The organism is Streptococcus oralis (assembly GCF_964238205.1).
In the GTDB taxonomy this organism is placed as follows: domain Bacteria; phylum Bacillota; class Bacilli; order Lactobacillales; family Streptococcaceae; genus Streptococcus; species Streptococcus oralis_CZ.
Window position 1 is genome coordinate 153,788 of sequence record NZ_CAXSLF010000003.1, and the last position, 21,947, is coordinate 175,734.

The following is a 21,947-nucleotide window of genomic DNA, read 5'->3' on the forward strand; positions in this document are numbered from 1 at the left end:
CTCTTATAAATATCCAAAATGAGAGACATCTTCTTCTGCACTCTTCCACTCAAAAGGCGTTTCTTGGTAAACTGCATAATTTACCCAGTTACTGAAAAAGAGAGCTGCTGAGGAACTCCAACGCATACAAGGAAGTTCATGGATGTCGTCATTTTTGAAATAATTTTCTGGTATATGGGGATCTAAACCAGCATCTAGATCTCTAAAATATTCTTTCGCTAGGGTATCACGATCATACTCCAAATGCCCAAAGCTATAAACTTCTCTTAAATCTCGGCTTGCAAGGATAGAGATTCCCACCTCTTTTCCAGATGCTAAAATCTCTAGATTGGTTTTATTTACAATGTCTTCTTTGAGAATTTCTGTGTGACGAGAATGAGGAGACACATACAAGTCATCAAAACCTCTCAGCAAAAGATGACCTTCTTTTAAAACATCCTGAGGATAAATTCCCGAAAGCTTTTGAGCCATCTGGTGTTTATCTACACCGTAACGATAGTAGAGGCCAGCCTGTGCTCCCCAGCAAATATGCAGGGTTGAAAAGACATGTGTCTTTGACCAATCGATGACCTGAGTAAATTCCTCCCAATAGTCCACTTCTTCAAAAGGAAGATGCTCAACCGGCGCTCCTGTGATAATCAAGCCATCAAAATACTGGTCTTGAACTTCCGAGAAGGTCTTATAAAAAGTCTCCATATGCTCAGAACGAGTTGTTTTCGACTGATGACTTTCCATATATAAGAAATCAATATCTAACTGCAAAGGAGTATTAGCTAAATGTCGTAAAAGCTGAGTCTCTGTAACCATCTTCTGTGGCATCAAGTTTAAAATCAGAATTTTCAGTGGTCGAATATCCTGATGAGCCGCCCGCTGGTCATCCATGACGAAAATATTTTCCGTTCGTAAAATCTCAACTGCTGGTAATTTTTTATCTATTCGAATCGGCATGGAAATCTCCTTACTGTATCAAGTTTAGGCTCAAGTGAACATACAGTCATCAAATGAAAAAATCAGCTGACGAAAGTCCTTCCCTTTATTATACTGTAAGAAGATATAGTTTTCAATTATAGTTTTTCTCTAACTAGATATAGCCTTTTTTTATATCAGATGAAGAGAAAACAGCCCTAGGGACTGTTTTTCATTAATAATGCATAAGCACTTTATAATCGTAATCTCCGATAGCTTCGCGACCTTTAAGCTCATCAAGCTCAATCAAGAAGGCACAGCCAGCTACGATACCACCAAGTTTTTCAATCATTTCGATGGTTGCTTTCACAGTACCACCTGTTGCCAAAAGGTCATCTACGATCAGAACACGTTGACCTGGTTTGATAGCATCTGCGTGCATAGTCAAAGTATCAACACCATATTCTTTTTCGTAGTCAGCTGAAATGACTTCGCGTGGCAATTTTCCTGGTTTACGCACAGGAGCAAAACCAATTCCCAACTCAAAAGCAACCGGACATCCAACGATAAATCCACGCGCTTCTGGTCCTACGATCATATCGATCTTTTTGTCAGTAGCATATTGAACAATTTCACGAACAGCATAGCTGTAGGCATTACCGTTGGCCATCAAGGGGCTGATATCACGGAATGTAATTCCTTCTTGTGGATAATTTTCAATACTTGCAATGTAATCTTTTAAGTTCATAGCATTTCTTTCTTTTTAAGTTTTTACTCCCTATTATACCATAAATCTTAGAAAAGAGAAATAGAAAGAAACCCTGGAAACTGAGTCCAAGGCTTCTAATCAGATCTATAACTATTGCTCGCTTAATAAAATCATTTCTTCTTTTTGCTTTTAGATTTTTGATTGCGTTGACGATTTTGTTGGATGCGCCACTCTCGCTCAAAGTAGGACATGGTTTCAAATACTCTTCGCGGTAAACCGACATCCAGCAAATAGATTGGGATTTTCAAAACATTTGTTTGCTTTGCAGTCGAAAATCTACTTCGTAGACGATTCCATAAAGAGTTGGATTTTATAAAATTCTTGTCATAAAAATGAACTTCAATAGTATAAAAATCCCTTGAACTTCTACCACCCTTGATTCTCATAAGAGAAAACGTTTCTACCTGCCCCCAGGAATAAAACTGCCAATCTTTTTTAGGATGTGGCTTATAGGAAAAACCTTGGGCCGTACATTTCAAATACTCTTTATCTGAAAAAAGAAGTCGCAAACGTTCATACAAAATCCATCCAACAATGATGATTAAGAATAAGACAAAGAGTCTTAATGCCACCAATCCCACAGGTGCCTCCTTGGGATAGGTCATCATAAAAGATAGGATCCAAAGAAGAAAAGCTAACTCAAGGAAGCAGAGAAGAATAGTCCATATAATTTTCTTACTGCTCCATTTGATGATTTTCTCTTCCATTAAGTTAACTCACTTAAATATTCATAGCGTTCATATTTTTCAAGCAAGACTTCATTCTTTTCATCTAACTCTTTTTGAAGAGTAGCTAGCTTCCCAAAGTCCGAGCCATTGGCCTGCATTTCCTCTTCAATGACAGAGATACGGTTTTCCAAGGCTTCGATGTCACCTTCAATACTTGCCCATTCTTGCTTTTCTTGGTAGGTCATTCGTTTCTTCTCTTCACGGACTTTGACGACTTTTTCCTTCTCAGCCTTTTGAACTTGACTTGTTGCTTCTGCTTCGAAGGCTTTTTCATCTAGGTAGTCGGTATAGTGGCCAAAGAACGGACGTATGATGCCATTCTCAAAAGCAAGAATCTTAGTCGCCACCTTATCAAGGAAATAACGGTCGTGACTAACGGTCAAGACTGGACCTGCAAAACCTTGTAAGAAATTTTCTAGAACAGTTAAGGTCGCAATGTCTAGGTCATTAGTTGGCTCATCCAAGAGGAGAACATTTGGTTTTTCGAGGAGTAGTTTAAGGAGGTAAAGTCGTTTTTTCTCACCACCAGACAACTTCTCAATCAAAGTACCGTGTGTTGAGCGTGGGAAGAGAAATTGTTCTAGTAACTCAGCGATTGAAGTCGTAGAGCCACTACTGGTCTTAACCTCTTCTGCCACTTCCTGCAGATAATTGATAACCCGCTTACTCTCATCCAAGCCTTCGATTTGTTGAGAGAAATAGGCGATGCGAACCGTCTCACCGATGATAACCTCTCCTTCCGTTGGCTCAAGACTTCCCGCAATGAGATTGAGAAGAGTTGACTTACCAACACCATTGTCCCCAACGATTCCGATACGGTCTTTGGCTTGAACCAAAAGGTTAAAATGTTGCAGAATCTGTTTGTCGTCATAGGCAAAGGAAACATCCTTAAACTCGATAACTTTTTTTCCGATACGGCTAGTTTCAAAATTCATGCTTAAGTCTGTCTCAACACTAGTATCAGAAACCTCCTTTTTCAAGTCATGGAATCGATTGATACGTGCCTGCTGCTTGGTTGCACGAGCTTGTGGTTGTCTTCTCATCCAAGCCAATTCTTGCTTATAAAGTTGTTCCTTTTTGTGAAGAAGAGCTGCGTCGCGCTCATCCTGTTCAGCCTTGAGACGAACATAGTCTTGGTAATTTCCTTGATACTCTGTCAAACCAGCTCGGTCCAATTCGAAAATTCTCGTTGAAAGCGCATCTAGGAAGTAACGGTCGTGGGTGATAAATAACACTGTTTTCTTGGAATTTTTCAAGAAGAGGGTCAGCCACTCAATGGTGGCAATATCCAAGTGGTTGGTTGGTTCATCTAGTAACAAGAGGTCATGGTTGCCCAGAAGGACTTGCGCCAACTGAACCCGTCTTCGCAAACCACCTGATAGGGCTCCAACGGGAGTTGATAAATCCTGAATTCCCAACTTGCTGAGAACGGTCTTGACCTGACTCTCAATTTCCCAAGCTTGAAGGGAATCCATCTCGGCCATGACACGTTCCAAACGGGCCTGCTTGTCCTCACTGTAGTTGAGCATAAGCAATTCATACTCACGGATCAACTGGATTTCTTTCAAATCACTCGATAGAACAGTATCTAAGACAGTCTTGCTATCATCAAAATCTGGGTCCTGAGTCAAGTAGCCAATTTTGTAATCATTCTTTGCTGAAAATGGGCTAACATCACCATCAAAACCAGAAACTCCTGAAAGCACATCTAAAAGGGTTGTTTTCCCAGTTCCATTGACGCCGATAAGACCGATTCTGTCCAAGTCATGAATGATAAAGGAAATATCCTTAAAGACGGTCTTGTCCCCAACGGATTTACTTAGTTTTTCAACAATAAAATCACTCATTTTTTCTCCCTCAAGTAGGCATGAATTGCTTCCAAGTTATTTGCCAAATCTCCATCCACAATAGCATACTCAATCTCTGCTAAAATTTCACCCATTTCTGGTCCTGGTTGATAGCCATATTCTTTGATCAAAATCCCACCATTGATTTGAATTTCTTTCTTATCATGGATAGTTAGGCTGTGATAAGTCTCTGTGATGGCCTGTGGATTGACTTCTTTTCCTTGAGCCTGACGAAGATTTTCAGCCTGTAAAAGCAAATCTAGATCAAAGCGGTAACAATCGCGCTTGCTTAGTTCTCCTTCTTCACGAAGTTCTAAGATCGTAAGTAAATCTTGAACTTGCTTGGCAAATTGACGCGAAGTTTTCCAATGTTTCAAAAATTGTTGAGCATCTTCCACTTCTAAAACCCATAAAAGTGCTGCCCAGGCTTGCTCAGAAGATTCAAAGGTAAAATCAGCCTCTAAGTCAAACAAAGATTGGAGTTTGTCCTGACTACCAGCCATATCTGGAAGATAATCATAAGCTTTGCTTGCAATCATAGAAGATAAACCTACTCGCCAATAGGGAGCCAGTAAAAGCTTATCAAACTCGACAAAGGTGCGCTCCACAGAGATTTTCTCTAAGAGTGGCGTTAAGGTCTTCATCGCTTCAAATGTTTCTTGCTCGAGTTCAAAACCGAGACTAGCTTGAAAACGAAATCCACGCATGATGCGTAGCGCGTCTTCATTGAAACGTTCACTAGCTACACCAACCGCTCGCAGGACTTGATTTTCTAAATCTTTGAGACCATCAAACAAATCAATGATTTCGCCCATCTCATCTAAGGCAAAGGCATTAACTGTGAAATCACGTCGTTTGAGGTCCTCTTCTAGCGAACGAACAAAAGAAACTGAACTTGGTCTACGGTAGTCTACATAGACATCTTCTGTTCGAAAAGTGGTCACTTCGTACTCTTCATCTCCGTCTAAAACCAAAACGGTTCCATGCTCAATGCCAATGTCAGCTGTCCGTGGAAAAATCTGCTTGGTCTCTTCTGGATAAGATGAAGTCGCAATATCCACATCATGGATGGGACGATTGAGTAGGGCATCCCTAACAGAGCCTCCAACAAAATAGGCTTCAAAGCCTGCTTCTTTAATTTTTTCTAATACTGGTAAAGCCTTCTGAAATTCAGAAGGCATTTGTGTTAATCTCATAATAAGTGTTCTAATCCATAGACAAGCTCATGACACTTGACAACTTCTTTGATTCCCAAATTCACCCCTGTCATGAAGGAGCTACGATCATAGGAGTCATGACGTAGGGTCAATCCTTCTCCTTGATTTCCAAATATAACTTCCTGATGAGCTACCAAACCTGGCAAACGGACCGAATGGATACGCATACCATCAAAATTAGCTCCACGTGCACCTGAGATGAGTTCTTCCTCATCACTAGCACCTTGTTGGATAGACTCACGAACCTCTGCCATCAATTCCGCTGTTTTGATAGCTGTTCCGCTAGGGGCATCTTTTTTCTTGTCATGGTGAAGCTCAATAATCTCTACATTTGGGAAGTATTTTGCAGCTTGTGCCGCAAATTGCATGAGTAAGACAGCACCCAAGGCAAAGTTAGGAGCAATCAAGCCACCCAAGTTTTTAGAACGAGAAAATTCTTTTAGTTCTTCAATCTCTTGACTAGTAAAACCTGTTGTTCCAACGACAGGTGCAAAGCCATTTTCAAGCGCAAAACGGGTATTCTCATAGGCAACAGCTGGTGTTGTAAAGTCCACCCAGACATCTGCTTCAAAGCCTGCCAAGTCATTCTTATCATTGAATACTGGAATTCCCTGCCATTCTGTTGCAGTTTCGAAAGGATCCAATACTGCTACTAGTTCAAGTTCAGGATCAGACAAAACCATCTGACAAGCAGATTGGCCCATTCTCCCCTTAAAACCAGCAATAATTACTCGAATACTCATCTCAATCTCTACTCCTATTTAAGATACAAAGGACCTTAGCTGCCCATGAAAAATAGGGAATAGCGCTGACTTTCCACGAAAGGCAAGACAGGCAGCTTTTTTCAAGAGGCAGGTAGTCCGTGTTCAATTTCTAAGATACAAAGCCTGTAAGAACACAAAGTGAAAATAGGAGGTCTGAGCAAGGAGTAGATACTCCTTGGAAGAACTATTTTTTTCACACAGGGTTTCAGGCGTGTTCAACTTTAAGATCCAAAGGACATAAGCTGTCCATGAAAAATAGTCTAGATTATGGGTGTATATCCCAGAGCAATACTTCCTTCTCCCAGGTGAGTCCCAATAACACTACCGAAGGTTGCAATTGAAACATCTGTAGCCACTCCACCATCGATTAAAAGCTGGCGCAAATCTGCTGCTTTTTGAGGAGCATTCCCGTGAATGACAGTAATCTGGTAATTCCCATTAGCTGTTGCTTCTTTAACAATTTCAACTAAGCGTTTTGTAGCCTTTTTCTCTGTACGAACCTTTTCATATACTTCTATCACACCTTGGTCATTGAAATATAGGATTGGCTTAATACTTAGGAGATTCCCCAAAATAGCCGCGCCATTAGAGAGTCGTCCCCCCTTAACTAGATGGTCAAGATCATCCACCATGATAAAGGCTGAGGTATTTTCAATCTGTTCAGTTACTTTATCTAAGATAGACTCAAAGCCATCTCCTTGCTCTGCCCATTTCAAGACACTCTCAACCATATAGCCTAGAGGAGCGCTTGTAATACGGGTATCAGGAAAGGCAATGGTTAACCCTTCATATTCATCCTTCATATACTGGATGTTTTGGTAAAATCCTGATATTCCAGAAGATAGGAAAAGACCTAAGGCATGTGTATAGCCTTTAGCTTTTAATGATGATAAAATTTCATCCAACTTGGCAATACTTGGTTGGCTCGTTTTTGGTAATTCGCTTGCTGAAGCCATTTTTTCATAAAATTCTTGAGCGGTTAGATTTACACCTTCAACATACTCCTGTCCATCGATATTCACAGGAATGTCTAGCACAAATAAATCTTCTTTCCGCAAGGTTTCCGCTTGTAGAAAAGCAGATGAGTCTGTTATGACCGCTAATTTCATTTCTTAAAACTCCAAATTAATTCCCGGTAAATCAAGGGCAATTTCTGTTACTTCATAAGTCAAACGATTAAGCATATCCAAACATGGACGAGCTAGGGTCTCAACCTCTTCTTGGCTAAAATCACTCGGTTGATCGATAATACGACCTTCAACATGGTTGACTTGAGAAATCGTTCCACTAATGACAAATCGATCAAAGACAATCATAAAGCTCAAAACAACTACTAAAGAGGTAACTTGATTTTCTTGATCATGCTGAAGCAACTGGAAGTTTACATCTACCTTAGTTTCCGGTGCTCCATTTTCATTTTCCCATTCAAAGTTACGCGCATCAAAGTGATACTGACTGACAAATTCTTGTTCACGTTTTAAATTCATTTTCATCTCCATTGGTACAATATAGTTGCCATTGTACCATATTTTTTTATTTTCTGCTAGATTTACTAAATACCAATCTCAGTTTTAACAACTTCAGCAATAGTGTCTACATAATAGTCTACTTCCTCAGTGGTTGGGGCTTCAGCCATGACACGCAAGAGTGGCTCCGTTCCACTTGGGCGAACGAGGATGCGACCATTTCCTGCCATTTCTTCTTCCATCTTCTCGATAATAGCTTTGATAGCAGGAACTTCCATAGCTTTTTCTTTCATGGTATTTTCCACACGGATATTGACCAATTTTTGTGGGTAAATTGTCACTTCTGAGGCCAATTGAGACAAACTCTTACCTGTTTCTTGCATGATCTTGGTCAATTGAACAGCTGAAAGCTGACCATCACCAGTAGTATTATAGTCCATCAAGATAACGTGACCTGACTGCTCACCTCCGAGATTGTAGCCAGATTTTCTCATTTCTTCAACTACATAGCGGTCTCCAACAGCAGTGACTGCTTTATTGATTCCTTCACGATCCAAGGCCTTATGGAAACCGAGGTTGGACATAACTGTTGTCACAATCGTGTTTTGAGCCAATTGACCTTTTTCAGAGAGGTATTTCCCAATGATGTACATAATCTTGTCACCATCGACAATTTCGCTATTTTCATCAACAGCAATCAAACGGTCGCTATCACCATCAAAGGCTAAACCAATAGCTGACCCGCTTTCTTTTACAAGTTCTTGCAAAGCTTCTGGATGAGTTGAACCAACGTTCAAGTTGATGTTAAGGCCATCTGGTGTTTCACCGATAACTGTTAATTGAGCACCTAGGTCTGCAAAAATTTGACGAGCACTGGTTGCAGCTGCTCCGTTAGCAGTGTCCAAGGCAACCTTCATCCCTTCAAGAGGAGTTCCAGTTGAAACAAGATAGGATTCATACTTACGTAAACCTTCTGGGTAGTCAACAACCGTACCTAAGCCCTCTGCACTTGGACGTGGGAGAGTATCTTCACTGGCATCTAGCAAGGCTTCGATTTCTGCTTCTTTATCATCGTCAAGTTTAAAGCCGTCACCACCAAAGAATTTAATCCCGTTATCAAGGGCTGGATTGTGGCTAGCTGAAATCATGACACCTGCGCTCGCTCCTTCAGTTTTCACCAAATATGCTACTGCTGGTGTTGCAAGAACTCCAAGCTTATAAACGTGAATTCCGACCGAAAGGAGGCCAGCAATCAAAGCTGCTTCAAGCATTTGACCTGAAATACGTGTGTCACGTCCTACAAAAACCTTAGGTGCTTCCGTCGTATGTTGACTGAGGACATATCCTCCGAAGCGACCAAGTTTAAAAGCCAATTCTGGTGTTAATTCTACGTTTGCTTCTCCACGGACTCCGTCCGTTCCAAAATATTTACCCATGTTATATCCTTTTCTAATTTTTTAGTCTTTCTTTGAAGAGTCTGGTTTGGTTTCAGACCCTGTAGTAGAAGATTTCGTTGAAGATGAGCTAGTCGTTGATGAGCTAGAACTACTTGCTGATCTAGCTTGTTTCGTTGTTATCTTCATGGTTGTTTCATACGGTGTAATCACCGTTGGTAAAACTGTTCCATTCTTATCAATAGCTTGTAAGGGAACTGAACCTGTATAATTTCCTGTAATTTTTTCACTCGTTGGTAAGACAGCCACAATCTTATCAATCTTAGATAAGGTATCGATATCACTAGTAACCGAAACGCGTTCGTCTGAAACGGTCACACTATCGATGAGAATTCGTTCATCAACCTTACCAGTGTCGATCTGTGGAGTGACTGGTAAATTATCCCGTGTTGCCTTCTTCCCAATTTTAACGGTGATTTTCTGTGGTGTTGCTAGGGCTGTTAAACCGCTTGGAAGATTCTCAATGGTCAAGGGAACTTCAATGGTTCCTTCTGTCGCCTGTGTCAAATCTGCAATAACCTTGAATTTACGAGTGCTTTCTTGCATCTCACTAGCCAAGGTCACTCGATTGGATCCAGTTAAAAATACCGTTACTTCTGAACTAAAACCGCTAATAAAATACTGCTCACTATCGTACTGAATATCAATCGGTACATTTACGACCGTATTGGTATAGGTTTCTGTTCGAGCCGGTCTTGCATTATTATTATTTTGGTAATTAATAGAGGTAGCGTAGATAAATAAAACGCAAGCAAAGAGGAGTGAGGAGATGATATATAAACTATTTTTTTTCATTCTTCCAGCCTCCTAATATACGCTCTGTTAAGCTTGGCTCTTGTGAATTTTCCGGAATCAGGATACGACGTAGTTCTTCCTCAAATTCTTCCATCGTTAAATCATGCTTAAAGACACCATTATAGGTAATGGAAATGCCTCCAGTTTCTTCTGACACAACAAATGTTAAGGCGTCTGATACTTCAGATAAACCAATGGCTGCACGGTGTCGCGTTCCAAACTCCTTAGAAATACCAGTGTTTTCAGTAAGTGGAAGATAAGCAGATGTTACAGCTATTCGATCACCTTTTATAATGACTGCACCATCATGTAAAGGTGTGTTTGGAATGAAGATATTGATTAAGAGTTCTGCAGAAATTTTAGCATCTAAAGGAATCCCCGTGGAAATATATTCCTGCAAGGTTCTGACACGCTGAACAGAGACCAGTGCTCCAATTTTACGCGGGCTCATATATTCTACCGCTTTGACAAAGGCCTGAATCATCTGTTCTTCTGAACTCATTGGTGTACTTGAAAAGAAATCAGTCGCACGTCCCAAACGCTCTAAACCTGTCCGAATTTCTGGAGAGAAAATAACTACCGCTGCGATAACACCGTAAGTAATCAATTGATTGATCAACCAGGAAATAGTTGTCAGGCCTAGGGTATTTGCCACTATCTGAGCTAAGATAAAAACTAAAACACCTCGAACCAGGATCATAATCTTGGTTCCTGCAATTGATTTTGTAAATTGGTATAAGATATAGGCAACGATAAGAATATCAATCACATTTATCAGAATACTCCAAGGACTGGAAAATAAACTAGACCAGTATTGAAGATTAGATAATTGTTGAAAATTCATTCTAGGCCTCCTCTCCATAAAAAAGCTACTCTTCATTATATCATTTTATATGAAAATTTTCTTCCCCCTACTTCATTTTAAATTGGTAGAAAATATTTCACGAATATTGCTTTATCACTTTAGCTCTCTAAAAAAACTAGTGTTGCCGAATTTTTAAAAAACGCAATTCATTAGAGAACCTTACAAATCATTTAAAGTTCCTAAAAAAGTTCACAAAAAAAGCCCCTTAAAAAGGGCGTATCATTTATGAGTTCAGCAGGCAAGAAACTAGCACGATCAAACGTGCTTTTTTTATTACCTGCTAGTATTATAGCATATCTAGAATACTCTCTCAATCATTAGCAATAGCTCCAATATTGAAGTATAATAATACTATAAAACTAGCAAAAGCTAAGGATATTCCAATAATATAACAAACTATGCTACTACAAAATAAGGAAAATAAAAATGGAACTTAGAAAGTTTAACAATAAAGTTGTAACAATTACAGATGTTGATAACAAATCCTTTGAAGGAATTTGTCTTTTTGAAGATAAGGGTACTTTTGATGAAGAGTATGATGCTTTATCTGTTAAAACAAGTTTACGATGGATGAGATTGTTTGAAAATGAAATTTTAAAAGTTGAAATTGCTGATAAAATCGGCCAGTCAAAAATCCCTTAGATTTGTTTCTAAGGGATTTTATTCTACCAGTAGTTTTTAATCGTGATATGTCAATAATGCTCCTTCCCTATAACTATGAGCAAAATCTAGTAAGATTTCACTTTTGAGACGATCATACTCTGTTTTATCAATATTCAGTAATCTATATAGTTCTTGTAAAGTATGCTTTTGTTTTTGGGAAACAATAAATAAATTATAAAATATATCACGTTTCTTTTCGTCTAGGCTGCTACTATAAGAGTCTATCATTTTGACCATCTCTATAGCTTTGATTTCAAATGCACCTGGAGTATCTCTAAGATTAGCTAACTTCTTCAGCGACTTGTAACTTTTCAAAAAATGATATGCTCTTTTAACTGTTTCTGTGTTGTCTACTTCCATTTCGTACTACCCAACTCATTGAAAAAATTCTCTCCAGAACGGATTTTCGCTATCAAAAATTCTAACTTCTTCTTCAGTCATATTGTGGGGATAATCAAGAAATAAATTATAAATTTTTTGCTGATCAAAACTGAACAACAGCTCTCCTCTAACATCTATCTTATCAATCCACCAAATTTTTGATTCTTCATTATTTTTGTAAAAATCACTGTATCCTTCAAGATTAGACTCTGAAATAAGAACTTCATCTATTTCATCGGATGAACTCGGTATATCACATTCCATTAAGTCGTTATATAACATCATTCAGGCTCCTTCTATCATCACTTGAAATGATGTGAACATATTTTTATTTTAAGATACTTGTGGAAAAACCTCATCCCATATATCCACTAAACTTTTACCATCAAAAACTTTAGCCTCCATAGCTTCATCAATTGTATCAAACTGCTGACCTTCATAGTCATAACCAACTACACAAATGCTAGATAAGAAACAAGCACCTCGGCCATTAACATTAAATTCAAGATCTGTGTCTAAATATTTTTTAATTTCATCTTTTTTCATACATAATTACCACACCTCGATTATATCATTTTTTTATATTTCTAAGCCCTAACATTTTATTTCATTATTACTTAATTCTGTGATTTGGCGCGAGAAAAAATGTACAGTGACGGCGTGAAGCTCGCGAGCGCCTAGTGGGAGGGGGATACCCCCCTATCCTAATTTTTTATGTTTTTTATTCTTCAAAATTTATTCCTTTTATCAGAGAACGATAACAATCATCTTCTGCCTTTTCTTCAGATGTTTTATAATGAATTTCTTTCGCTACCTTCTTTTCTATTTCTTTTTTTGCATCCGATGTAAGTTGTTTCACTTTAGTATTATATGCTCTTTCTTTATCTTGCTCTAAGTGTATACTTGTCGCTTTTATTAAACTCTCGTATCCTCTTTGTTCCTTTAAATCTCTTTCGAATTCCTGCTCTCTAATTTTGTTATATTGTTCTTGTCGTTCTTCTCTTTCTTTTTCAGCACCTACTTGTAGTTCTCCTATAATTTCTCCAAGGTCTCTTTTATAACTAAATAAGTTCATGTTTTCTTTCCTTTCCTTTATTTTGAAAAATTATCTATAATTCTTTCTAATTGTTCTTTGTGTTTATAAAGTGCTCTCTGTGGGTTATAGCCTATCCCTGAGTAGAACAGATATGCTCCTGTTTTATTTTTCTTGTATGATTCACTATTCTTAGTTAATTGACCTTCTATTTTTTTAAGCAATTGATCAGTTTTGTTAGCCTTTTCTACAGCAATATTAGCAATTGCCACAACTTCTTTCAACTTTTCACAAGCTTGTGTATAGCAGTCCTCTTGCTCTTTATTAGCTAGTTTTGTAATATCACCAATAATTTCATGATATTCTTCATAAGAAATTACAGGCTGATTACTTATTGTCTCTAGTTGTTTTTCATACAATTCTTTCGTTTGCTCTGCTGTCCATAGTTTCGTTTTTGCTTCTGTATACTTTTGGGCATTTATTTCTCTTTGAGCCTGTAGTAACTCTGCCTGTGCTTCTAAAATAACTTGCCCTGTCTTAATTAGTTCTTCTTCAGCTTCTGTAATATCTTTTTGGTTTTGTTCGATTAGTTTAGTTACTTTTGTTTCAATAGTTTGTAATGTTTCCATGTTTTTATTCCTTATTTCTTTTATTCTTTTTTATTGTACTTGTTACCTACGATTGTCTACTGGATCTTTATTCCTCATTGTTCTCCTCTTTCCAAAAGCAAAAAGAGACGTAACAAAAAGCCGCTTAGCTTTAATGTTACGCCTCTAGTTTTCTAGTCAGCTATCTTTCTTTAATTGTTGTTTCAATCTGGACAATATTACCATCTTGACTGGTAAATACTACACTTCCAAAGTCTGGGATTTTTTTCATTTCTATTATACCATTTTTGACAAAAATAATAAAGTTATCCTGTAAAAATGGCGTGTAATCTTTGTTCGGATTCATCTGTTTTTCCTCTCTTTTTTAGTGTCATATATTTAACATATCTTCTATTCTGTTAAATTCAAAGGATTCCCTCAATCCCTTTTGTATCAAGGGGGTAGGTCTATTTTGCGTTTTTTAATTTACATTTTTTCAATGTGTTAAATTAGAAGAGTATTTAGGCATTAATTTTTGCTAATTTATGACATGATTTTTAATTCTGTTTAACTATCATTCTCTCAATTTCAAAAAAAGTAGTCATTTTTGAATATCTAGTGACTACCACTTCTGCCTTACAGCCACAAGGGTTTAGAAAATGCGTAGTCAGGTAGTCACCTCGCTCCGAAAAAAAATAAATAATAAACGCCTTTAATCTATTTATTCTATTTACTTTATAAATAATGTAAAATAACTACTTTTTAACATAAAAGTCAATAATATCAAGGGTTTAATAGGGTAGTCAGTAAAAACTTAAAAACTACCCTTTTTCTAAATCCTTTTTATTTAAAGGCTCTAGCTCCCCTCTAAAAGGTAGTTATTTTTTGAGTTAGTGACTACCCTAACTACCTTTTATGTTTTGAGTAACCAGGTTTAACGCTTTTTCCAAATTTCAAAGATCGTTTGTGTTCCCATCCCTCTTTATTTTGCATATACTTTTTAACCTTTGCTTTATCCTTTGGTGGTGCTTTGTCAGTTAGATAGACTTCTTGGAAAAATAGGTTTATAGTCATCTTGTCACGTTCTACCAATTCGCCATATTTATCTGTATCAAGTTCAACAGTTCCACCTTTACTATTTCTAAAATAGCCCTCGTTCATCATGTCGTAAATATAGTAATACCTGGTTCTATCTGTAACTGGGTAATGGTACATGTTTTTTGGAAAAGGTAAAGCCAAATAACGCTCCAAATCCTCAAGAGTTTCATCAGCAAATTTGTACCTACTTCTTACCTCATTTACCAGGTTCTCCTGCTCGTCTGTCAGCGTCAAAGACTGGTTAGACTTCCAAGCTACTACCATAGCGCCCCAAAAAGCTCTGCGGTCTTTTTCCGTCCACTTCCTGCCCTTATAAGTGGTATCCTTATGTACTTCAGCAACAAGAAAGCGCCTTTCCCCTGTTAAGTCGTTCAAATAATCATGATCATTAGTTGCCCTCACGATGATAAAACTCTTGGGTAGTCGTCTATCACTGGAAGCATAAGGCGGTCTATACTCTAGTTTGGTTTCGGTGATGAACTTCTTCAACTCTGAAAAACTAGCCTTTTTACTGGCCACCATTTCATCATCAAATACACACCAATTTCTAACCATTCTAGCCTTATCGTCTTTGTCTGTGAAAGTTTCAACGGTTGTAAAATACTTGTGAGTGAATAGTCCCTCAAAAAATTGGGTCTTTCCTACTCCCTGCCTTCCAGTCAAGTCCAGCACAAAGTCAAACTTAATAGAGGGGTCAAATACCTTAGCAACCGCACCACGGAAAAACAAATCCATGATAATACGGTTATATTCATCATCTTTGATATTGAGATAATGCCTTAAAATAGCAAAGGGATCACGCTGATTCACTAACTCTCTATATTCGCTTTCGCATGATTCCAGATAGTCTTTTAAAGGGTTGTAGCTATGCTCACCAGCCACCACCTCCAAAATATCAGCGATATCCCCTTTTTTATAATCTATCTTGTACTTTGTAGCAATATAAGCCCTAATCTCTCTAATAATTAGGTCGTCAATGGTTCCGCTTAAGGTTCTACCGTTCAATTTTGTTGCTTTTGTCACGTCAATTTCATAAGTGAATGTATTGTACTGTATCGCCCCCTTCAGTTTGCTATCTCCACTTAAAATCTTCTTAAGATTGTCCAAGGTAACCGCAAAGCCTTTCCCTTTGGTTTTCGGTGTTAGATTCAGACTATTATTATCCTCGTTGGTCTCTCTTGCTTGGGTCAAGTCCACCGCGGTAGGCGGTATTTGTTGCTGATTCTCTTCGATAATTTTAGTTACAATTTCTTCACTATTCAAAAGCCACCTCCTTATAGAATTTTGTCGCTACTTCAAGGAAATAACTGGCCAATTCTTTCCGTTTGACGATAGTAGAAAACAAATCCACTAACTGACTAAAACTGTAACCATTCACAAATAGCAATCGGACAAAAAGTGAAGTCTCATACCTGGTATAAATGCCATTACAAATCAGGTCAAAAACCCAGCCTTTTAACTCCACTCCAAGCCCCTGCCGTTGCTCTGTCAATTTATTTACCTCTAAATCTTTCAGGATCATCAGCAATTCAGGACTAGCCAAGGTAATTTCTAATGGTCTAGCTAGTTCCCATCCTTCCCTATCACTCTTTTCGTCTCGGATAGCTACATATAAGCCTTTGTAACGAAAATCCGTCAGTCCCTCACCTATTGGCTCGTAGTATACAAACTTATAGTGATTTCCATTCTTCCAAACTTGGGTAGGGGTAGACTTTAGAAAGGCAAATAATGCTAATTTGTCAGCTGATAAAATCAACTCGATCACTCGCATTCTTCCACCCCCATAAATTTATGAATGTCATCCACTAAGTAAAATACAATTCTTGAATCTTCATCGGGCGGTTGATAGCGCCGTAAGCCCAATCTCTCAAACTTACTTAGTGTATTGTCGCTGATTTTTAACTCTTGCTTGACTTCACTTCTATTCATCAACTTAAGCATTCTAGGCGGTACTTTCTCACGGCTTTTTAGATAACGCTCGATAGCTTCTAATATTTTTGTTTTGAGTTCCTCAATCATCTTTTCAAACATATCATCACCTCCACGGCTTAACCCCTGCAAGCTGAATATAACGCCCATAATCAGGGCTTAAATCCTCGCTAGGTGTCTCTTTCATCTGTCTATTTTCTCGCTCAATCTGGACGCTTTTTTTACGATCTCGATGGTTTAAATAAATCAACAAACCAATGATTAACACGGAAAAGATAAGTGCCTGTGTGTTGGTTAAATTTAACTCATTCATCTTATGTCCTCGCTTTGTAATTCTTGATGTATAACTGTTGCACTTCAGGCTCCATCTTTTGGAAAGCTTCAACTTCTTGAACGGTTACTTTTTTATTGATAAAATCAACGATAAACTGGAATAAATTCGGATTGTTTACCTTTAAATTAGCCATGAAGTTATCAAATTCTGTTTGTGTCATGTTTTTTATGTCTAGTGTCATTGCATTGCCTCTTCAAACTTCGCTACTAGGCAATCCTTATTCACTTGATGAGTCTCATTTTTAGACTTAAAAATGATATCCTTCAAGGTTATAGTAGCCTCTAAATACTCCTTTTCAGCATGTTCTATATATGCCTGTTGCTCTGCTTCGTTATCAAAAAAGTGCTTGGCTTGGCGTTTAAAGAATGCTTGTCGCATAGCATCCATTTCAAAAATACCAGGGTGGAAAAACATTCCCGTAGTGCTTTTAGAGACTGCCTCGATTTTATGGCTTTCATTCAATTCAGGAAGTTCAATCCAAAGTAAGCGGTGTAAATTTTCTTTGATAGCTTTTAATTGTCCTGATAAGAGTCCTATTCTTAAAAAATCATTGTTTTCGTCTGCTTGGTGTAATTCCATACTAATTCTATCCAAGCTTTTAGCGATAATATCGTATGTTGTTTCTGTCATAGTCTACTATTCCTTTTTCTTGCCTTTTTCCTATACAGTTTTCCCACCACTCCAAACGCTGGGCGATTGCCCCTAGTTGGCGGACGCATGTAGTGATGTTTCGTGGGTAATCACCCACATTTTTACTAAACAAGTGCTTAGAGTCGCCGTGTCAGCACTCTTTTTTCAAAACCTTTTCTAATTGCTTGCCTGCTCTTCGGTTTTCTTAGTTTGTCTTTGTTTCGTTTTCGATTTGATCGCCTAATCTTTTCCAGGCTCTATCAAATTCTTCTCGTTGAATTTCTTTGCTATGTAATTGCCTTGCTAATTCCATACCTCTACGCATGAATCTAGCAAAATGTGTCTTTTCTTCCATCCCTAGCTCTCCATCATGTCATAAAGTAGGGCGTAGTATTTATCTGGAATCCTATCCAAGGCTTTCAGTCCGTCATGTTCTGCTTTTTGTCTAGTTTCTGCCTTAACCGTGCTATCAAAGGCGATAGAAAAGGCGTTTAACATAGCCTTGTATCGGTCTACACTCTTCAAATAGCGACCACGTTCCCCAAGTTCCTTGTCTTCCAGTTCTTCTTTTACAGTATCGTCCAAGAGTTCAAACTTAGTGTAAACTCCTTTTTCTACTTTGAAACCTAGTCGCTTATTTTGTCTGAGATTGTAAAGATTAACCTTGCAACTATCTAGGTTACGATAGCCTAATACTCCAGCAATTTCTTCTAAGTTTTTGCCCTCTAGTTCAGGCAATTTTTCAGCAATATCCTTGAATTTTACTGCTTGATGTTGTTTTCTCATTGTGTACCTTGTCTTTCTATGCTATAATCAAGGTATAGAAAAAATATCTATACCATTCATCTAGCCGCTTGCTCTCCTCGACCAAAATTTGAGCAAGTGACTTTTTTTGTTGTCTTTTTCATGCTTTTTTCCCTGACTTGGGTTGATAAAGCAAGTCTTTACTTTCGATTAGATCTAGAATCCAGCTGATTCCCTGCTCCACCGTTTCAAGAAATGCGCCCAGGTCTTCACTCTCCAAGTTCTCGTAGTTCATACAAAGATATTCGGCTAGTTGTCTGTCTTTCTCAACTAGCTTTTTAAAATCCTTGGAATACTTAGGAATTTCTAACCCTTTGGCATTTGTAACTGTCCTAAAATCATTTTCCATTTTCTATACTCCTATACTTTAAAAATTAATTCCTTAATTTCTGAATACCCCCTATTCAAATTAATCATAGCTATTGCCATATCTTCCAAACGTTGGTAATTTGTCAGTTCTGCGCTTGTCAAGCCATCAATGCCGTTCTTACTTTCTCGCTCCTTCATGAGTTGCGCTTTATTCTTCCCTGTCACTCCCTTTAGTAGTAAGTTTGTAAGGGTACTATAGGCATGCTTAGGTGCTTTCTCCCATGCTTGGATAGCTTCGGTTAAGGTCTTGCGCTTTGGCTTTTCCAGTTCTCTCTGAAGATAACGTTTAGAAAGTTCATCACGCATTTCAAAGAATGCTTTGACTAGGTTGGTTTTGAAGTTGGCCACTTGCTCGGTATTCTTTAAGAATGTAATCAGCAAAGTAGCCTGTTGCTCGTTCAAAATATAATCTTTTGCCTGTTGTCCACTTTGTAAAGGTCGCATTTTAAATGACACCTTTCCAAATTGCTCCAGTCGTCCAATCTGTTTTCTAATATGTTCCTGTATTGCGTGGTGCTTTACTCCAGCACATTCAGCTATGATTGCACTCGTAGTGTACGGCTCTTTCTTGCCGTCCATATAAACCAATTCCATCGGTTCGCTCCTTTCTGCTTTTTTGCTCATGCTTGCCACTTAAGACAGTACCATGTGAATTTACTAATTGAGATAGGAGACAAAACCGTTATAAATCCTTGATACTGCCATAGGTAGCAAGCATCTTAATCTAGCGAATAGTTAGCTAGTCTGATCAATCAATCTCCAGTGGTAAAGCACCATGCAAGAAATCTGTAAATATGAACTAAAATCGTGATTGGTTCGCTCCTTTCTAATAGTCTTCTGCAAGCCACTGCATGGCCTTTTGGTAAATGCTAGGCTTTACTTCGCCACCGTCTCGAATTTTTCGATAGGTAACTTGTGTAACTCCGATTTCCTCGCCTGCTTGCTTTGCAGTCAATTTCTTGTCTGCCTGCTTTCGGCGAATCGCTTTTGCTTGTGTTGAGGTAATAAGCAATGATATTTCTCCTTTCTTTTGCTAACAATTTGTTAGCTTAATTGTAGTATAGCGTATTTTTTGTTAGCTGTCAATAGTTAATTAATAAAAAGTGAATTTTTTGTTAGCTTTTTATTATTTTGTGATATAATTAAAAATGAGGTAATATACATGAACAGACTAAAAGAATTGAGACAAAAAAAAGGCGACACACAAGAGGACGTCGCTAAAGCTATGGGCGTGACCCGTAGAGGATACCAAAAATGGGAAAACGAAGAAAGTCAAATCAAACCAGAAAAAGCCAAACAACTTGCTGACTACTTTGAAGTAAGTGTTGGTTATTTGCTAGGCTACGAAGACAATTTCGACTATGTTTCTAAAAAGGTTATACAAGCATTTGACAAAGTTAAAGACCAGGCTTCAAGTCAAGGTATAAGAAATTATGAGGATCTAGAAAGAATCTCTGAAGCCGATAGAATTATAAAAGAATTTTTGGAAGACACTGATAAATTCAAAAGGTATCAGGAATCTTTTCCGCTAAAATTATCTTTGGCAATCCAAGAACTCATAGACCTAGATAACATTAAGCAAACTGACTACGCTAAATTACTTATAAATTATCAAGTATTAGAAAAATCAGACCAAATCAAAATTTTTGAAATTATAGATTCACTCGCAACAAAAACTACTGCATTGAATAAAGAAGTTGATGATGAAGACGAAATGTTTACTACAACTGGTAAGGAGTAACCCCTATGGGATTTTTTGACACTGTAAAACAAGAAGGTAGTTTTTCTACCGCATCTGGAGTAAATGGACTACACTACGTTGTCCTCAAGGTAACGTTGAAAGAAAAGTTTTTCGGCACTGGATCAGGAAACCTTACAGAATTAGAAGATGTTATCAATAAACAAGCTTCAAAAGGTTATCGCCTGCATACCATCACAACCACCAATGGTGGAAGTAAAGGACTAGGCGGTGGTGACCGTATCCAAGCCACAATGGTTTTTGAGAAGATTCTATAAAAATTCCCCATATTCGCCAATAGCGCCCCTATTTCTAAGGTCTATTGTGCAAAAACAAGGGAAAATGAAAAATAGAAAGCCAATTTTACAGACTAAAGTGTAAAAAACGGCAAAATTGACAAATATAGCTGTTTCTGTTGACAAGTTCCAAAAATAATAATAGAATTAGAGATGAAGTATAGCTATGGCAATCCTCCGGGACCCATTTGCGGAAAGCATCTCTTAGTAAGGAGGTGCTTTTTTTGAGGCCATTTAACCAAATAAAAGAACAAATACGTACTCTTCATAATAGAGGGATTAAGATAGATACACTATCAAAATATAGATATACTAAACAATATTTATTAACAAATAATTACTACAATCTTGTAAACGGATATGGTCGGTTTTTTTGGATCAATACTAATTTATACCAAGATACAACATTTGATGAATTGACTCATCTCTATGAATTTGATACTGCAATAAGAAACTCTCTCTTTTCTGCTACTCTTAGCGCAGAAAAACATCTACGAGGAGTAATAGCTTATTATATAAGCGAACGTTGCCATATATTAAAAAAAGCAGAGGCTTATAGAGATAAAAGCTTTTATTCTAAAGATATTCTCTTTGTAAGGAAAAAAATCTGGGAAACTATTGATAAAAATATAAATTCCAGAAATAACAATCCAATAAAAAATCACCATGAAAAACATGGCGAGGTACCATTCTGGGTTATCGTAAATTATCTTTCGTTTAACGATCTTTATAAAATATTAGAGAATGTTCCAGAAATTCAAGATAAAGTTGCAAGAGGAATGAAAAGTTTTTTAAAAGAAAAATTTTCCCTCACCAAGCCTTATACCGAGAAAGAACTATTGAGTTTCATGTATAACATCTACGAGTTACGAAATTTGTGTGCCCACGGAAATCGCTTATTAGATTTTAAGTGCAAGAATAATGTTGTCTATTATCAACCATTACACTCACTGTATAATATTCAACCCACCGATCCTAAACAATCAATATATCATATATTCATTGTGCTCCAATGCTTCCTATCTAAAATGGAATATGCTATTTTACACAATACCATTAAAAAGCGCATGAATAGCTTAGAAAATAAGTTGACTTCAATATCACACAACAAGATATTAAATCTTTTAGGCTTCCCAAATGATTGGAATAGAAATGTGGCAAATTTACCCCAAAAGAATCAATAATTTTTTCTTATTTTAACCCCATATCCCCCTTGTTTCCTATTCTGGTACAAATTTACCGCCCATCCTCTTAAAATCGAAAATAGAGGGGTT

General features: G+C 37.6%; 32 protein-coding genes. 4 read left to right on the top strand and 28 right to left on the bottom strand.

The features are described 5' to 3' along the window. Window positions 1-3 precede the first annotated feature (3 nt). The 11 genes from metA to cdaA form a co-directional block, all read right to left on the bottom strand. Window positions 4-948 carry a homoserine O-acetyltransferase MetA gene (gene metA, locus ACESOD_RS05840; protein ID WP_001122704.1) on the bottom strand — a complete coding sequence of 315 codons (945 nt, stop codon included), beginning with the start codon at window positions 946-948 and terminating at the stop codon, window positions 4-6. Window positions 949-1,141: 193 nt separating this feature from the next. Next, window positions 1,142-1,654: an adenine phosphoribosyltransferase gene (locus tag ACESOD_RS05845; RefSeq protein ID WP_006145170.1), complete on the bottom strand. Its 513-nt coding sequence runs from the start codon at window positions 1,652-1,654 to the stop codon at window positions 1,142-1,144. A 131-nt stretch (window positions 1,655-1,785) separates the two neighbouring features. Further along, window positions 1,786-2,382, bottom strand: coding sequence for a hypothetical protein (locus ACESOD_RS05850; protein ID WP_373094486.1), 597 nt, complete (start codon window positions 2,380-2,382; stop codon window positions 1,786-1,788). Further along, entirely contained in the window at window positions 2,382-4,250 is a 1,869-nt protein-coding gene (locus tag ACESOD_RS05855) for an ABC-F family ATP-binding cassette domain-containing protein (protein ID WP_373094487.1), read from the bottom strand. The genes ACESOD_RS05850 and ACESOD_RS05855 overlap by 1 nt, the downstream gene beginning before the upstream one ends. Then, entirely contained in the window at window positions 4,247-5,446 is a 1,200-nt protein-coding gene (locus ACESOD_RS05860; RefSeq protein ID WP_373094488.1) for a CCA tRNA nucleotidyltransferase, read from the bottom strand. Before ACESOD_RS05860 ends, ACESOD_RS05855 begins: the two co-directional genes overlap by 4 nt. Next, on the bottom strand, window positions 5,443-6,210 hold the full coding sequence (gene dapB / locus ACESOD_RS05865) for a 4-hydroxy-tetrahydrodipicolinate reductase (RefSeq protein ID WP_373094489.1): 768 nt from the start codon (window positions 6,208-6,210) through the stop codon (window positions 5,443-5,445). The genes ACESOD_RS05860 and dapB overlap by 4 nt, the downstream gene beginning before the upstream one ends. A 281-nt stretch (window positions 6,211-6,491) precedes the next feature. Next, window positions 6,492-7,340, bottom strand: coding sequence for a DegV family protein (locus ACESOD_RS05870; RefSeq protein WP_060955434.1), 849 nt, complete (start codon window positions 7,338-7,340; stop codon window positions 6,492-6,494). Window positions 7,341-7,343: 3 nt separating this feature from the next. Then, complete coding sequence (locus ACESOD_RS05875; protein ID WP_001050093.1) at window positions 7,344-7,718, bottom strand: DUF1149 family protein; 375 nt, start codon at window positions 7,716-7,718, stop codon at window positions 7,344-7,346. 65 nt (window positions 7,719-7,783) lie between these two features. Further along, complete coding sequence (gene glmM / locus ACESOD_RS05880; RefSeq protein WP_373094490.1) at window positions 7,784-9,133, bottom strand: phosphoglucosamine mutase; 1,350 nt, start codon at window positions 9,131-9,133, stop codon at window positions 7,784-7,786. 21 nt (window positions 9,134-9,154) lie between these two features. Then, window positions 9,155-9,946, bottom strand: a complete 792-nt coding sequence (locus ACESOD_RS05885) for a CdaR family protein (RefSeq protein WP_373094491.1) — start codon at window positions 9,944-9,946, stop codon at window positions 9,155-9,157. After that, complete coding sequence (gene cdaA / locus ACESOD_RS05890) at window positions 9,933-10,790, bottom strand: diadenylate cyclase CdaA (protein ID WP_373094492.1); 858 nt, start codon at window positions 10,788-10,790, stop codon at window positions 9,933-9,935. Before cdaA ends, ACESOD_RS05885 begins: the two co-directional genes overlap by 14 nt. A 447-nt stretch (window positions 10,791-11,237) precedes the next feature. Here cdaA and ACESOD_RS05895 point away from each other — a divergent pair, with 447 nt between their 5' ends. After that, complete coding sequence (locus tag ACESOD_RS05895; RefSeq protein ID WP_373094493.1) at window positions 11,238-11,453, top strand: hypothetical protein; 216 nt, start codon at window positions 11,238-11,240, stop codon at window positions 11,451-11,453. A 36-nt stretch (window positions 11,454-11,489) separates the two neighbouring features. Here the strand turns inward: ACESOD_RS05895 and ACESOD_RS05900 are convergent, their stop codons facing one another. The 17 genes from ACESOD_RS05900 to ACESOD_RS05980 form a co-directional block, all read right to left on the bottom strand. Further along, a complete protein-coding gene (locus tag ACESOD_RS05900; RefSeq protein WP_373094494.1) occupies window positions 11,490-11,834 on the bottom strand; it encodes a hypothetical protein in 345 nt (114 codons plus the stop codon). A 15-nt stretch (window positions 11,835-11,849) separates the two neighbouring features. Continuing rightward, window positions 11,850-12,140, bottom strand: coding sequence for a DUF7675 family protein (locus tag ACESOD_RS05905; RefSeq protein WP_373094495.1), 291 nt, complete (start codon window positions 12,138-12,140; stop codon window positions 11,850-11,852). A gap of 48 nt (window positions 12,141-12,188) precedes the next feature. Continuing rightward, a complete protein-coding gene (locus tag ACESOD_RS05910) occupies window positions 12,189-12,401 on the bottom strand; it encodes a hypothetical protein (RefSeq protein ID WP_373094496.1) in 213 nt (70 codons plus the stop codon). A 175-nt stretch (window positions 12,402-12,576) separates the two neighbouring features. Further along, on the bottom strand, window positions 12,577-12,930 hold the full coding sequence (locus tag ACESOD_RS05915; RefSeq protein WP_373094497.1) for a hypothetical protein: 354 nt from the start codon (window positions 12,928-12,930) through the stop codon (window positions 12,577-12,579). A 17-nt stretch (window positions 12,931-12,947) separates the two neighbouring features. Next, complete coding sequence (locus tag ACESOD_RS05920) at window positions 12,948-13,517, bottom strand: hypothetical protein (protein ID WP_373094498.1); 570 nt, start codon at window positions 13,515-13,517, stop codon at window positions 12,948-12,950. A gap of 160 nt (window positions 13,518-13,677) precedes the next feature. Further along, the gene (locus ACESOD_RS05925) at window positions 13,678-13,842 is read right to left on the bottom strand and encodes a DUF2292 domain-containing protein (RefSeq protein WP_096421471.1); all 165 of its coding nucleotides are present in this window, start codon (window positions 13,840-13,842) and stop codon (window positions 13,678-13,680) included. 539 nt (window positions 13,843-14,381) lie between these two features. Next, window positions 14,382-15,836, bottom strand: coding sequence for a virulence-associated E family protein (locus ACESOD_RS05930; protein WP_373094499.1), 1,455 nt, complete (start codon window positions 15,834-15,836; stop codon window positions 14,382-14,384). Further along, window positions 15,829-16,344, bottom strand: a complete 516-nt coding sequence (locus ACESOD_RS05935) for a hypothetical protein (protein WP_373094500.1) — start codon at window positions 16,342-16,344, stop codon at window positions 15,829-15,831. Before ACESOD_RS05935 ends, ACESOD_RS05930 begins: the two co-directional genes overlap by 8 nt. After that, the gene (locus ACESOD_RS05940; protein WP_049510228.1) at window positions 16,335-16,604 is read right to left on the bottom strand and encodes a hypothetical protein; all 270 of its coding nucleotides are present in this window, start codon (window positions 16,602-16,604) and stop codon (window positions 16,335-16,337) included. The genes ACESOD_RS05935 and ACESOD_RS05940 overlap by 10 nt, the downstream gene beginning before the upstream one ends. A 4-nt stretch (window positions 16,605-16,608) precedes the next feature. Then, complete coding sequence (locus ACESOD_RS05945; RefSeq protein ID WP_049510230.1) at window positions 16,609-16,815, bottom strand: hypothetical protein; 207 nt, start codon at window positions 16,813-16,815, stop codon at window positions 16,609-16,611. A gap of 1 nt (window position 16,816) precedes the next feature. Then, entirely contained in the window at window positions 16,817-17,017 is a 201-nt protein-coding gene (locus tag ACESOD_RS05950; protein WP_049510232.1) for a hypothetical protein, read from the bottom strand. Continuing rightward, window positions 17,014-17,466 carry a hypothetical protein gene (locus ACESOD_RS05955; protein ID WP_373094501.1) on the bottom strand — a complete coding sequence of 151 codons (453 nt, stop codon included), beginning with the start codon at window positions 17,464-17,466 and terminating at the stop codon, window positions 17,014-17,016. The genes ACESOD_RS05950 and ACESOD_RS05955 overlap by 4 nt, the downstream gene beginning before the upstream one ends. Before the next feature lie 205 nt (window positions 17,467-17,671). After that, entirely contained in the window at window positions 17,672-17,821 is a 150-nt protein-coding gene (locus ACESOD_RS05960) for a hypothetical protein (protein ID WP_198921228.1), read from the bottom strand. A 2-nt stretch (window positions 17,822-17,823) separates the two neighbouring features. Then, window positions 17,824-18,252, bottom strand: coding sequence for a hypothetical protein (locus ACESOD_RS05965; protein ID WP_033630516.1), 429 nt, complete (start codon window positions 18,250-18,252; stop codon window positions 17,824-17,826). A 118-nt stretch (window positions 18,253-18,370) separates the two neighbouring features. After that, window positions 18,371-18,619, bottom strand: a complete 249-nt coding sequence (locus ACESOD_RS05970) for a hypothetical protein (RefSeq protein ID WP_373094502.1) — start codon at window positions 18,617-18,619, stop codon at window positions 18,371-18,373. An 11-nt stretch (window positions 18,620-18,630) separates the two neighbouring features. Beyond that, the gene (locus tag ACESOD_RS05975; RefSeq protein WP_373094543.1) at window positions 18,631-19,233 is read right to left on the bottom strand and encodes a Rha family transcriptional regulator; all 603 of its coding nucleotides are present in this window, start codon (window positions 19,231-19,233) and stop codon (window positions 18,631-18,633) included. 232 nt (window positions 19,234-19,465) lie between these two features. Next, window positions 19,466-19,651, bottom strand: a complete 186-nt coding sequence (locus ACESOD_RS05980) for a hypothetical protein (protein WP_000909283.1) — start codon at window positions 19,649-19,651, stop codon at window positions 19,466-19,468. A 150-nt stretch (window positions 19,652-19,801) separates the two neighbouring features. On the opposite strand from ACESOD_RS05980, the gene ACESOD_RS05985 reads away from it, so the two are divergent. From ACESOD_RS05985 to ACESOD_RS05995, 3 genes are all read left to right on the top strand, one after another. Further along, complete coding sequence (locus ACESOD_RS05985; protein ID WP_373094503.1) at window positions 19,802-20,380, top strand: helix-turn-helix domain-containing protein; 579 nt, start codon at window positions 19,802-19,804, stop codon at window positions 20,378-20,380. 5 nt (window positions 20,381-20,385) lie between these two features. Beyond that, window positions 20,386-20,655 (top strand): DUF4177 domain-containing protein, encoded by a 270-nt coding sequence (locus ACESOD_RS05990; RefSeq protein WP_373094504.1) that lies wholly within the window; start codon window positions 20,386-20,388, stop codon window positions 20,653-20,655. Window positions 20,656-20,897: 242 nt separating this feature from the next. After that, window positions 20,898-21,857, top strand: a complete 960-nt coding sequence (locus ACESOD_RS05995; protein ID WP_373094505.1) for an Abi family protein — start codon at window positions 20,898-20,900, stop codon at window positions 21,855-21,857. The last annotated feature ends 90 nt before the right edge of the window (window positions 21,858-21,947 follow it).

Excerpts from the sequence above, each read along its gene's own strand:
- metA (WP_001122704.1), bottom strand. The coding sequence starts at position 948 with ATGCCGATTCGAATAGATAAAAAATTACCAGCAGTTGAGATTTTACGA.
- ACESOD_RS05845 (WP_006145170.1), bottom strand. The coding sequence starts at position 1,654 with ATGAACTTAAAAGATTACATTGCAAGTATTGAAAATTATCCACAAGAA.
- ACESOD_RS05850 (WP_373094486.1), bottom strand. The coding sequence starts at position 2,382 with ATGGAAGAGAAAATCATCAAATGGAGCAGTAAGAAAATTATATGGACT.
- ACESOD_RS05855 (WP_373094487.1), bottom strand. The coding sequence starts at position 4,250 with ATGAGTGATTTTATTGTTGAAAAACTAAGTAAATCCGTTGGGGACAAG.
- ACESOD_RS05860 (WP_373094488.1), bottom strand. The coding sequence starts at position 5,446 with ATGAGATTAACACAAATGCCTTCTGAATTTCAGAAGGCTTTACCAGTA.
- dapB (WP_373094489.1), bottom strand. The coding sequence starts at position 6,210 with ATGAGTATTCGAGTAATTATTGCTGGTTTTAAGGGGAGAATGGGCCAA.
- ACESOD_RS05870 (WP_060955434.1), bottom strand. The coding sequence starts at position 7,340 with ATGAAATTAGCGGTCATAACAGACTCATCTGCTTTTCTACAAGCGGAA.
- ACESOD_RS05875 (WP_001050093.1), bottom strand. The coding sequence starts at position 7,718 with ATGAATTTAAAACGTGAACAAGAATTTGTCAGTCAGTATCACTTTGAT.
- glmM (WP_373094490.1), bottom strand. The coding sequence starts at position 9,133 with ATGGGTAAATATTTTGGAACGGACGGAGTCCGTGGAGAAGCAAACGTA.
- ACESOD_RS05885 (WP_373094491.1), bottom strand. The coding sequence starts at position 9,946 with ATGAAAAAAAATAGTTTATATATCATCTCCTCACTCCTCTTTGCTTGC.
- cdaA (WP_373094492.1), bottom strand. The coding sequence starts at position 10,790 with ATGAATTTTCAACAATTATCTAATCTTCAATACTGGTCTAGTTTATTT.
- ACESOD_RS05895 (WP_373094493.1), top strand. The coding sequence starts at position 11,238 with ATGGAACTTAGAAAGTTTAACAATAAAGTTGTAACAATTACAGATGTT.
- ACESOD_RS05900 (WP_373094494.1), bottom strand. The coding sequence starts at position 11,834 with ATGGAAGTAGACAACACAGAAACAGTTAAAAGAGCATATCATTTTTTG.
- ACESOD_RS05905 (WP_373094495.1), bottom strand. The coding sequence starts at position 12,140 with ATGATGTTATATAACGACTTAATGGAATGTGATATACCGAGTTCATCC.
- ACESOD_RS05910 (WP_373094496.1), bottom strand. The coding sequence starts at position 12,401 with ATGAAAAAAGATGAAATTAAAAAATATTTAGACACAGATCTTGAATTT.
- ACESOD_RS05915 (WP_373094497.1), bottom strand. The coding sequence starts at position 12,930 with ATGAACTTATTTAGTTATAAAAGAGACCTTGGAGAAATTATAGGAGAA.
- ACESOD_RS05920 (WP_373094498.1), bottom strand. The coding sequence starts at position 13,517 with ATGGAAACATTACAAACTATTGAAACAAAAGTAACTAAACTAATCGAA.
- ACESOD_RS05925 (WP_096421471.1), bottom strand. The coding sequence starts at position 13,842 with ATGAATCCGAACAAAGATTACACGCCATTTTTACAGGATAACTTTATT.
- ACESOD_RS05935 (WP_373094500.1), bottom strand. The coding sequence starts at position 16,344 with ATGCGAGTGATCGAGTTGATTTTATCAGCTGACAAATTAGCATTATTT.
- ACESOD_RS05940 (WP_049510228.1), bottom strand. The coding sequence starts at position 16,604 with ATGTTTGAAAAGATGATTGAGGAACTCAAAACAAAAATATTAGAAGCT.
- ACESOD_RS05945 (WP_049510230.1), bottom strand. The coding sequence starts at position 16,815 with ATGAATGAGTTAAATTTAACCAACACACAGGCACTTATCTTTTCCGTG.
- ACESOD_RS05950 (WP_049510232.1), bottom strand. The coding sequence starts at position 17,017 with ATGACACTAGACATAAAAAACATGACACAAACAGAATTTGATAACTTC.
- ACESOD_RS05955 (WP_373094501.1), bottom strand. The coding sequence starts at position 17,466 with ATGACAGAAACAACATACGATATTATCGCTAAAAGCTTGGATAGAATT.
- ACESOD_RS05960 (WP_198921228.1), bottom strand. The coding sequence starts at position 17,821 with ATGGAAGAAAAGACACATTTTGCTAGATTCATGCGTAGAGGTATGGAA.
- ACESOD_RS05965 (WP_033630516.1), bottom strand. The coding sequence starts at position 18,252 with ATGAGAAAACAACATCAAGCAGTAAAATTCAAGGATATTGCTGAAAAA.
- ACESOD_RS05970 (WP_373094502.1), bottom strand. The coding sequence starts at position 18,619 with ATGGAAAATGATTTTAGGACAGTTACAAATGCCAAAGGGTTAGAAATT.
- ACESOD_RS05975 (WP_373094543.1), bottom strand. The coding sequence starts at position 19,233 with ATGGAATTGGTTTATATGGACGGCAAGAAAGAGCCGTACACTACGAGT.
- ACESOD_RS05985 (WP_373094503.1), top strand. The coding sequence starts at position 19,802 with ATGAACAGACTAAAAGAATTGAGACAAAAAAAAGGCGACACACAAGAG.
- ACESOD_RS05990 (WP_373094504.1), top strand. The coding sequence starts at position 20,386 with ATGGGATTTTTTGACACTGTAAAACAAGAAGGTAGTTTTTCTACCGCA.